The organism is Rhizobium sp. SVR5-2C (genome assembly GCF_056755115.1).
In genome coordinates this window covers 1-238 of sequence record NZ_JBNDHT010000567.1, presented here as the reverse complement: position 1 = coordinate 238, position 238 = coordinate 1, and the positions used below count along the sequence as shown (strand labels likewise).

The following is a 238-nucleotide window of genomic DNA, read 5'->3' as shown; positions in this document are numbered from 1 at the left end:
CTGGCTTCGTGCCAGCCACACCGCCGAACCAAGCTGCAATCACGCCGAGAACGAGTGCGAGGAAGCCGAGCAGAGCGCCGCTGGAAACGACGTCCGTCGTGGCCTGTGCCGCCTCCAAAGCCTGCTGCTTTGCCTGATCGATGGATGCCCTGTAGTTTGCCTCGTATTCATCGATCTTCGCACGCGCCTGGTCGACAGGGATATTCTGAGCCTTCGCCAGAGCGTCGGCGGCACGGGC

General features: G+C 63.0%; 1 pseudogene. It reads right to left on the bottom strand.

Annotated features, from left to right (window positions below):
* A pseudogene (locus tag ACPYOI_RS36920) lies at window positions 1-238 on the bottom strand (PhnA-like protein); the annotation flags it as partial.